The organism is Streptomyces sp. NPDC048600 (assembly GCF_055587025.1).
Genome location: NZ_JBVJGZ010000032.1, coordinates 75,023 through 84,132, shown reverse-complemented (window position 1 = coordinate 84,132; position 9,110 = coordinate 75,023). Strand labels below are relative to the sequence as shown.

General features: G+C 72.3%; 8 protein-coding genes and 2 pseudogenes. 6 read left to right on the top strand and 4 right to left on the bottom strand.

Annotation, left to right across the window (positions count from 1 at the left end; all coding sequences use genetic code 11):
• The 4 genes and pseudogenes from ACZ6SQ_RS32735 to ACZ6SQ_RS32720 all read right to left on the bottom strand — a co-directional run.
• Positions 1-203, bottom strand: a pseudogene (locus ACZ6SQ_RS32735) (2-oxoacid:acceptor oxidoreductase subunit alpha); the annotation flags it as partial.
• Between the two features lie 217 nt (positions 204-420).
• A complete protein-coding gene (locus tag ACZ6SQ_RS32730; protein ID WP_386377262.1) occupies positions 421-1,080 on the bottom strand; it encodes a response regulator in 660 nt (219 codons plus the stop codon).
• Between the two features lie 200 nt (positions 1,081-1,280).
• Positions 1,281-2,621 (bottom strand): sensor histidine kinase, encoded by a 1,341-nt coding sequence (locus tag ACZ6SQ_RS32725; protein ID WP_469568525.1) that lies wholly within the window; start codon positions 2,619-2,621, stop codon positions 1,281-1,283.
• Positions 2,622-2,761: 140 nt separating this feature from the next.
• Positions 2,762-3,955, bottom strand: a complete 1,194-nt coding sequence (locus ACZ6SQ_RS32720; protein WP_469568522.1) for a sensor histidine kinase — start codon at positions 3,953-3,955, stop codon at positions 2,762-2,764.
• A gap of 198 nt (positions 3,956-4,153) precedes the next feature.
• Here ACZ6SQ_RS32720 and ACZ6SQ_RS32715 point away from each other — a divergent pair, with 198 nt between their 5' ends.
• From ACZ6SQ_RS32715 to ACZ6SQ_RS32690, 6 genes and pseudogenes are all read left to right on the top strand, one after another.
• Positions 4,154-4,546, top strand: a complete 393-nt coding sequence (locus ACZ6SQ_RS32715) for an NADH-quinone oxidoreductase subunit A (RefSeq protein WP_469568519.1) — start codon at positions 4,154-4,156, stop codon at positions 4,544-4,546.
• Entirely contained in the window at positions 4,537-5,193 is a 657-nt protein-coding gene (locus ACZ6SQ_RS32710) for an NADH-quinone oxidoreductase subunit B (protein ID WP_469568517.1), read from the top strand. Before ACZ6SQ_RS32715 ends, ACZ6SQ_RS32710 begins: the two co-directional genes overlap by 10 nt.
• Complete coding sequence (locus ACZ6SQ_RS32705; protein WP_469568515.1) at positions 5,190-6,746, top strand: NADH-quinone oxidoreductase subunit C; 1,557 nt, start codon at positions 5,190-5,192, stop codon at positions 6,744-6,746. The genes ACZ6SQ_RS32710 and ACZ6SQ_RS32705 overlap by 4 nt, the downstream gene beginning before the upstream one ends.
• Positions 6,743-7,711 carry a complex I subunit 1/NuoH family protein gene (locus ACZ6SQ_RS32700; RefSeq protein WP_386377268.1) on the top strand — a complete coding sequence of 323 codons (969 nt, stop codon included), beginning with the start codon at positions 6,743-6,745 and terminating at the stop codon, positions 7,709-7,711. Before ACZ6SQ_RS32705 ends, ACZ6SQ_RS32700 begins: the two co-directional genes overlap by 4 nt.
• Positions 7,711-8,262, top strand: a complete 552-nt coding sequence (locus tag ACZ6SQ_RS32695; protein WP_469568513.1) for a NuoI/complex I 23 kDa subunit family protein — start codon at positions 7,711-7,713, stop codon at positions 8,260-8,262. Before ACZ6SQ_RS32700 ends, ACZ6SQ_RS32695 begins: the two co-directional genes overlap by 1 nt.
• Positions 8,259-9,008, top strand: a pseudogene (locus ACZ6SQ_RS32690) (NADH-quinone oxidoreductase subunit J family protein); the annotation flags it as partial. The gene ACZ6SQ_RS32695 and the pseudogene ACZ6SQ_RS32690, both read left to right, overlap by 4 nt.
• Between the last annotated feature and the right edge of the window lie 102 nt (positions 9,009-9,110).

Below are 9,110 nucleotides of genomic sequence, written 5' to 3'. Positions count from 1 at the left end.
AGCGTCGACAGATCGTTCCCGAACGACGCCGTCTCCGAGGTGAAACGGTCACCGGTGAGCTGCATACCGTCACCCGAATCCCCCGCGAACCGGATGATCACCCGGTCCACCCGCCGGACGTCCTTGGACCCGGCCGGTTTGCGCTGCTCTCCTACGACGGTTCCGTCTGCCTGCTCCACTGCGCTGCTGACCTTGCTGGTCACTGAACTGGACCTCCTTCGAGGCGGCTGTCGGGGACGGCCTGCCCGCAGGCCTTCCCAGGATCAACCCTACGTCCGTGGTGCTTGCTCTCCCTCGACCATCACACGACGATCACCGGACTCGGCGAACGCGATGGCCCGACTCGACGAGGACGACGGCCCGACCCCGGACCCGGCATGGGACCCGGGGCCGATCGCGAACCCGGGCCCGGTCACGGCTTCACGAATTCAGATAGGTCAGCACGGCCAGCACCCTGCGGTGGTCCCCCTCGCTCGGGGACAGACCGAGCTTGAGGAAGATGTTGCTGACGTGCTTCTCGACCGCTCCGTCGCTGACCACCAGCTGCTTGGCGACCGCGGAGTTCGTCCGTCCCTCGGCCATCAGCCCCAGCACCTCCCGCTCCCTAGGGGTCAGCCCGGCCAGGACGTCCTGCTTGCGGCTGCGCCCGAGCAACTGGGCGACGACCTCGGGATCCAGCGCCGTACCGCCCTCGGCGACCCGGACCACGGCGTCCACGAACTCGCGCACCTCGGCCACCCGGTCCTTGAGCAGATAGCCGACACCCCGGCTGGATCCGGCCAGCAGTTCGGTGGCGTAGCGCTCCTCCACGTACTGCGACAGCACCAGCACACCCAGCCCCGGGTGCGCCTGCCGCAGCCTCACGGCGGCCCGCACGCCCTCGTCGGTGTGTGTCGGCGGCATCCTTACGTCCGCGACCACGACGTCGGGCAGCGCGCCCTCCGCGTCCAGCTCGGTGATGGTCTTGATCAGCGCCTCGGCGTCCCCCACCCCGGCGACCACATCGTGGCCGCGGTCGGTCAGCAGCCGGGTCAGGCCCTCCCTGAGCAGCACCGAATCCTCGGCGATGACCACTCGCACCCTGCGCTCCACGTCCTTCGGCCCCCCACACCCGGTTTCCTGGTACGACGCTCAAGCATTCCAGGAAAAGGGGCGCGGCGGGGTGCGGAAAAGGCAGGTGCCGACACCTTCCGGCCGTGTCGGGGGGCGGGACCCCGGTGGAGTCCCGGTGGAGTCCCGCCCATCGGGCGTTCGTGCGGCACCCGCGCCGGACCGGCGGGTCAGCCCCGCCAGGGCAGTTCGGCCGTCACCGTCGTGGGGCCGCCGTCGGGGGAGTCCACGACGAGGATCCCGTCGACCGCGTCGAGCCGCTCGGCGAGTCCGGCCAAACCGGAGCCCGCGGAGGACTTCGCTCCGCCGACGCCGTCATCGGTGACCTGGAGCATCAGCCGGTTCTCCACCCGCCACACGTCCACCGACGCCGACCGGGCCCGCGCGTGCTTGCTGATGTTCTGGAGCAGCTCGGAGACCGTGAAGTAGGCGATTCCCTCGATGGCGGGCGCGGGCCGCGAGGGCAGGTCGACCTCGACGGTCACGGGGACCGTGCAGCGCGAGGCGACGGACGACAGGGCCGCGTCCAGGCCGCGGTCGGTGAGGACGGCCGGGTGGATGCCGCGGGCCAGGTCCCGCAGCTCCTGGAGGGCGGTCTTCACCTCGCCGTGCGCCTCGTCGACCATCCGCGCGGCGGCCTGCGGGTCCTCGGCCAGCTTCTCCTTCGCCAGGCCCAGATCCATCGCCAGCGCGACCAGCCGGGCCTGCGCCCCGTCGTGCAGATCGCGCTCGATGCGCCGCAGGTCCGCGGCGGCCGTGTCGACCACGACCCCGCGGTCCGACTCCAGCTCCACCACCCGCGCCGACAGCCGCGACGGCCCCAGCAGCCCGTGCACCAGACCCCGGTCCACCATCGTCAGCGCCCGCACGATCCACGGCGTGGCCAGCGTGACCAGCAGCCCGATCAGCGCCGTCACCCCGATCTCGAACGGGTTGTCGAGATACACCGAGTGCGTCTCGTCGCCGTACAGCTGAAGCCCGTCCTGCCCCCCGTACACCGGGAAGACCCAGAACCACAGCGGGTACGTCAGCATCATCCAGCCGTACGTCCAGAAGGCGAACGCGACCGTGAAGGAGAACAGGGCCCACGGCAGCAGCAGCACGGAGTACAGCAGCTGCCGCCAGGACGAGCCGCTCTTGAACACGGCGCCCATCCACGCCATCAGACCGTCCCCGCGCACCCGCAGCGGCTCCGGGTCGGCCACGGTTGTGCGCAGCAGGGAACGGGCCCGCGTCCGCTCCAGCGAGCCGAGCCCCCGGCAGCCCGCGAGGGCCAGGGCCAGCACCGGGATACCGAGGAAGGTCACCAGCAGCCCGGCCCCGAGGGAGACCATCGTGATGGCGTAGGTGAAGGCCAGCACGCTGATCGGCAGGCTGAGCAGCACATAGCCCAGCTCCCGCCAGTGCCGCGCCTCGAACGGCGCCCGCAGCCCGGCCGGCAGCCCGCGCCGGTCGCCGTGCCGCCCGTGCTCCTGCCCGTATCCGGTGTCCCCGTACCGCGTGGTGGCCATCGTCCGCCGTCCGTTTCTGCTCAGCCGTCTCCGGGTGTGCTGTTCTGCGTCCAGCCTGTCGGTCCGGCGGGCCGTGGACCATGGAGTCCGTCGGCCTCCTGGGAGGGGGGTTATCCCCACCCCGGGGTCGTCGCCGCCCCTCAGCCGCGGCCGGGCACCCCTGCGCGCGCCCGCCAGGGAAGCTCGGCCGTCACGGTGGTCGGGCCGCCCTTCGGGGACTCGACGACGAACAGGCCGTCGACCGCGTCCAGCCGCTCGGCGAGGCCGCGCAGCCCGCTGCCCGCGTCCAGCCGCGCGCCGCCCCGGCCGTCGTCCTCGACCTGGATGAGCAGCCGGTCCCGCACCCGCCACACCTCGACCGAGGCGGAACGTGCCTCCGCGTGCTTGCTGATGTTCTGGAGCAGTTCGGAGACGGTGAAGTAGGCGATCCCCTCGATCGCCTCGGCCGGCCGCGCGTCCAGGTCGACGGTCACCTTCACCGGGACCGTGCAGCGCGAGGCGACGGACGACAGGGCCGCGTCCAGGCCGCGGTCGGTGAGGACGGCCGGATGGATGCCGCGGGCCAGGTCCCGCAGCTCCTGGAGCGCCAGCTTCACCTCGCCGTGCGCCTCCTCGACCATCACGGCGGCCGAGTCGGGGTCCTCCAGCAGCTTCTCCTTGGCGAGGCCCAGCCCCATCGCCAGCGCGACCAGCCGGGCCTGCGCCCCGTCGTGCAGATCGCGCTCGATGCGCCGCAGATCCGCGGCGGCCGTGTCGACCACGACCCCCCGGTCGGACTCCAGTTCGGCGATACGGCGTTCCAGCTCGTCCGACGGCGACAGCAGCGCCCGCACCATCGCCCGGTCCGCGTTCGCCAGCCCCCGCGCCAGATACGGCAGCACCGGCCACAGCACGAACAACGACACCAGCGTCAACGCGAAGGTCAGCACCCCCCACGGCAGCCGGATGAAGTCGTACAGCAACGTCCGCCAGCCCACCGGGTCCTTCAGCATCATCCACAGCTGCTGGAGGAACCCGCCCCGCCCGCGCCACGGCATCGGCGACGGCTCGTCCACCCGCACCCCGAGCAACGCGCGCGCCCGCGCCCGCTCCAGCTTGCCCAACTGCCGCGCCCCCATCAGACCCGCCGCGAGCAACGGGAACCCGATCACGGTCACGGTCAGAAAAGCGCTGGTGAACACCACCGTCGTCACATAGACGAAGCCCAGCAGTGCCGACGGGAGGTTCGCCAGGAGATGCGCGATCTCCTTCCAGGTGTGCGCGTCGTAGGCGGGGCGCAATGGCGGCAGCGGCTCGGCCGTATCGGCGCCCGCGGACGGAGTACGTTGGGTCATACGGCTCAGCCTGCCCGTCCGCGCCCCGCCACGCCATGAGGTGGACCGCCCGGTGCTGCGGGGGAAAACCCCACCCCGGCATCTCAAGCCGTGACGGGCTGCTTACCGTCTCTTTATCAGGGCCTAGACTCCCGTGCGTACAGATCGTCGAACAGAGGCCGTCGTCGAAGGCCGGGGGCCAGGGAGCGAGGGACGGACGTGCGGGAACCGACCGTCGTCGCGGCGGACTACTTCCAGTCCTATTCGGTCGTCGGGCTGCTCGTCGCCGTCGGCGTGCTGTTCGTCGGCGTCGCCTTCGGGGCCGGCCGCCTGCTGCGGCCCGTCGTGCCCACGCCCGAGAAACTCCTGACCTACGAGTGCGGCGTCGACCCGGTCGGCGAGGGCTGGGCCCACACCCAGGTCCGCTACTACGTCTACTCCTTCCTCTACGTCATCTTCGCCGTCGACTCGATCTTCCTTTTCCCGTGGGCCACGGTGTTCGCCGCCCCCGGCTACGGGGCGACCACCCTCGTCGAGATGTTCATCTTCCTCGGCTTCCTCGCCGTGGGCCTGCTCTACGCCTACAAGAAGGGGGTCCTGGCATGGACGTGACCCCTGAACCGGTCCTGCTGCCCGAGCCCAAGCGTCTCGGCGCACTCTCCCGGCTCGCCCCCGAACCCATGAAGGTCGTCCTCAACTGGGGCCGCCGCTACTCCCTCTGGGTCTTCAACTTCGGCCTCGCCTGCTGCGCGATCGAGTTCATCGCCGCGTCGATGGCCCGCCACGACTTCATCCGGCTCGGCGTGATCCCCTTCGCTCCGGGCCCCCGCCAGGCCGACCTGATGGTCGTCTCCGGCACGGTCACCGACAAGATGGCCCCGGCCGTGAAGCGCCTCTACGAGCAGATGCCCGAGCCGAAGTACGTCATCTCCTTCGGCGCGTGCAGCAACTGCGGCGGCCCCTACTGGGACTCCTACTCGGTGACCAAGGGCGTCGACCAGATCATCCCCGTCGACGTCTACGTCCCCGGCTGCCCGCCCCGCCCCGAGGCGCTCCTCCAGGGCATCCTCAAACTCCAGGAGAAGATCGCCCGCGAGTCCCTGACCGAGCGCTACGGCACGCCGGCCCGCCCCTCCGCGGCCGCCCTCCAGAGCGCACTGGTCGAGCCGCCGGCACCGGGGGAGGGGCCCGCACCCGCCCCAGGCTCGGACCGGGCCTCCCGCACGGGTCCGGACTCCGCCGAGGAGGGCACCCGATGACGACGCCCGTCGGCTGGCTGCCCGCCCCGGTGGAGGACCTCTTCGGCCCCGAGGCCACCGCCGAGGAGTCCTACGGCGTCCTCACCGTCGACGTCACCGCCGCGGCCTGGATCTCGGCCCTGCGCACCGCCCGCGACGAACTGGGCTGCACCTACTTCGACTGGCTGAGCGCGGTCGACGAACCCGGCACCGGCTTCCGCGTGTCCGCCCATGTCGTCGCCCTCGCCCCGGTCCAGCGCCTGCTCCTGCGCACCACCGTGCCGCACGAGTCGCCCGCCCTCGCCTCCGCCGTGGACGTCTACGCCGGCGCCACCTGGCACGAGCGCGAGACGCACGAGATGTTCGGCGTGACCTTCGACGGCCACCCCGGCCTGGACCACCTCCTTCTCCCGGACACCTTCGAGGGCCATCCCCTGCGCAAGGACTTCGTCCTCGCCGCCCGCGTCGCCAAGGCCTGGCCCGGTGCCAAGGAACCGGGCGAGTCCGACCACGGCGGTCCCAAGCGCCGCCAGATGCTCCCGCCCGGCGTGCCCGACCCCAACGACTGGGGCCCGCTCAAGGGCCAGCTCCCTCCTGCCCCCGCCCGCCCGGCCCGGGGCGCGGCCCGCCCCGCCGGCGAACGCCCCGCCCGCCGCGCCCGCACCGCCTCGGAAGGCTCGGCCAGCCAGACGGCCCCGGCCGCCGCGGCGACGGAGGACACCGCCGCCCCTGCGGCACCCCGCGCCCGACGTGCCCGCAGCGCCTCGGAGGGCTCGGCGTCGCAGCAGCCCCGCGCCACGGACGCCCCGACCGCCGGGACACCCGGGCCCGAGGCCGCCCCGCCGGCACCGGCCGCCCCGGCAGGTCCGCGCCGTGCCCGTACCGCCTCGGGCGGCTCGGCCTCCCAACGCGCCGCGCCCGAGCCGGCCCCGGTGGAACCGAAGCCCGCCGAACCCAAGGCCCCCCGCAGCCCCGACGCCCCCTGGCACCACGCCCGCCCGGCCTTCGACGAACCGGAACGGGGCGCGGAGGGAGCGGCGGGCGCGGAGGGAACGGTGCCGCGACCGGTCACCGAGGGATCCGGTGCGGGCCCCGAGGCGTCCGGGACGAGCACGGAGCAGTCCAGGACGAGCGCCCAGGATTCCGGGACGAGCACCGAGGAGCCCGGGACGAGCGCCCAGGAGTCCGGGACGAGCACCGAGGAGCCCGGGACGAGCACCGAGGGTCCCGAACCGCAGGGCACGCGGGAGCAGTCCGAGGACTCGGCGGTGCGGGAACCGTCGGCCGAGACGGAGCAGGCGCCCGCCGAGGCGCGGGAACCGTCTACCGAGGCACCGGACGCGCCCGCCGAGGCCGAGCAACCGTCGACCGAGGCAGAGCAGTCCTCAGCCGAAGCCGAGCACCCCTCGGCCGAGCAGGCCCGGACGCCCGAAGCCGTCGGCCCCGACACCTCCGGCCCCGAAGCCCCCGGCCCCGCGGCCGCCCCCGAAGCCCCCGCCCCCGAAACCCCGGCCCCCGAAACCCCGGCCCCCGAAACCCCCGCTCCCGAAGACCCCGCAGGAGGCCCGCGGTGAACGACGCGCTCGACGTCGCCCTGCGACTTCTGATCGTCTTCGGCGTCTTCCTCGTGTTCCCCCTGCTCATCGGTCAGACCGAGCACAAGGTGATGGCCCATATGCAGGGCCGCCTCGGCCCGATGTACGCGGGCGGCTTCCACGGCTGGGCCCAGCTCGTCGCGGACGGCGTGAAGTTCGCGCAGAAGGAGGACGTGGTGCCGGCGGGCGCCGACCGCCGGATCTTCCAGCTCGCCCCGGCCGTCGCCCTGCTGCCCTACCTCCTCGTGCTGCTCGCCATCCCGATCGGCCCGGGTGAAGGAGCCGTCGGCCAGGTCATCGACGCGGGCGTCTTCTTCGTCCTCGCCGTGATGGGCGTCGGCGTCCTCGGCTCACTCATGGCCGGCTGGGCCAGTGCCAACAAGTTCTCCCTTCTCGGCGGTCTCCGCACCGCCGCGCAGCTCCTCGCCTACGAACTGCCCATGCTGCTCACCGCCGCCTCCGTGGCGATGGCGGCCGGTACCGTCTCCCTTCCGGGCATCCTCGATGCCTTCGAATGGTGGTGGCTGCCCTGGCAGATCGTCGGCGCGATCGTCTTCTTCGTCGCCGGTCTCGCCGAACTCCAGCGCCCGCCCTTCGACATGCCGGTGGCCGACTCGGAGATCATCTTCGGCGCGTACACCGAGTACACGGGCCTGCGTTTCGCACTGTTCCTCCTCGCCGAGTACGCCGGAATCGTCGTCCTGTGCGGCCTGACCACCGTCCTGTTCCTGGGCGGCTGGCACGGCCCCTTCGGTGCCGACGGCCTCGGCTGGGTGTGGACCCTGCTGAAGACGGCCGTCCTCGCCTTCCTCGTCATCTGGCTCCGCGTCACCTATCCCCGCCTGCGTGAGGACCAGCTCCAGAAGCTCGCCTGGACTCTTCTCGTCCCTCTCTCCCTCGCTCAGATCGCCCTCACCGGCATCGTCAAGGTGGTGATCTCCTAGTGGCTCCCATCCCGGGCTCCGGCCTCGCCAAGGGCCTGGCCGTCACCCTCCGCACGATGACGCGCAGGTCGGTCACCGAGCAGTACCCGGACGTCCAGCCCGAACTCCCGCCCCGTACCCGCGGTGTGATCGGCCTGTTCGAGGAGAACTGCACGGTCTGCATGCTCTGCGCCCGCGAGTGCCCCGACTGGTGCATCTACATCGACTCCCACAAGGAGACCGTCCCGGCGGCGGCCCCGGGCGGCCGCGAGCGCAGCCGCAACGTCCTCGACCGGTTCGCCATCGACTTCTCGCTGTGCATGTACTGCGGTATCTGCATCGAGGTCTGCCCCTTCGACGCCCTGTTCTGGTCCCCGGAGTTCGAGTACGCCGAGACCGACATCCGCGAGCTCACCCATGAGCGGGACAAGCTCCGTGAGTGGATGTGGACCGTGCCGTCCCCGCCCGCGCTCGACCCGGGCGCCGAGGAACCGAAGGAGCTAGCCGCGGCCCGCAAGACGGCGGAGAAGCTCGCCGCCGCCCCGGCCGAGCCGCAGGAGGGAGACGCGTGAGCCTCGCCTCCGTCGCCGCGGGCACCGGCCCGACCGCGCTCACCACGGTCGCCGCCGACTCGCACGGCTTCCTCTCCCCGACCGGCGTGGAGATCGCGTTTCTCCTCGTCGGCCTGGTCACCTTCGGCGCCGCCCTGGTCACCGTCACCACCCGGCAGCTGGTGCACGCCGCCCTATGGCTGGTGGTCACCCTCGGCGGCCTCGCCGTCGAGTACCTCCTGCTCACCGCCGAGTTCATCGCCTGGGTGCAGGTGCTGATCTATGTGGGTTCCGTCGTCGTCCTCCTTCTCTTCGGTCTGATGCTCACCAGGGCACCCATCGGCCGCTCCCCGGACGCCGACTCCGGCAACCGCTGGGCCGCCCTGGCCGTGGCCGTCGTCGCCGCGGCCGCTCTGGTCTGGGTGGTCGTCGATGCCTTCCGCACCACCTGGATCGACCTCGACGGCGCCCCCGCCGGCTCCACCCAGGTCACCGGAGAGGCGCTGTTCCAGAACTGGGTCCTGCCCTTCGAGGCCCTCTCCGTCCTGCTCCTCGCGGCCCTGGTCGGGGCGATCGTCCTGTCCCGCAAGGCGAAGGCGGAGTCGAGCTCTCCCCCTGTGAACTCCCGGCCCACCACCGGTGGTTCCCCCTTCGTCCCGAATTCCCGTAATCACCCGATCGGGCGAACCAAGCCCGTGCGAGGGGCCGAGCCCGCCGAGGGAACGGGCCGAACCGAGCACACCGGCCAGGGAGAGCGGGCCTCCGCCGCGGAGCCGACGAGCCAGGCCGGGCAGTCCGCCGCCACCGAGCCGACGGACCAGGCCGGGCAGCCCGCCGCCACCGAGCCGACGAACCCGGCCGGGCAGGCC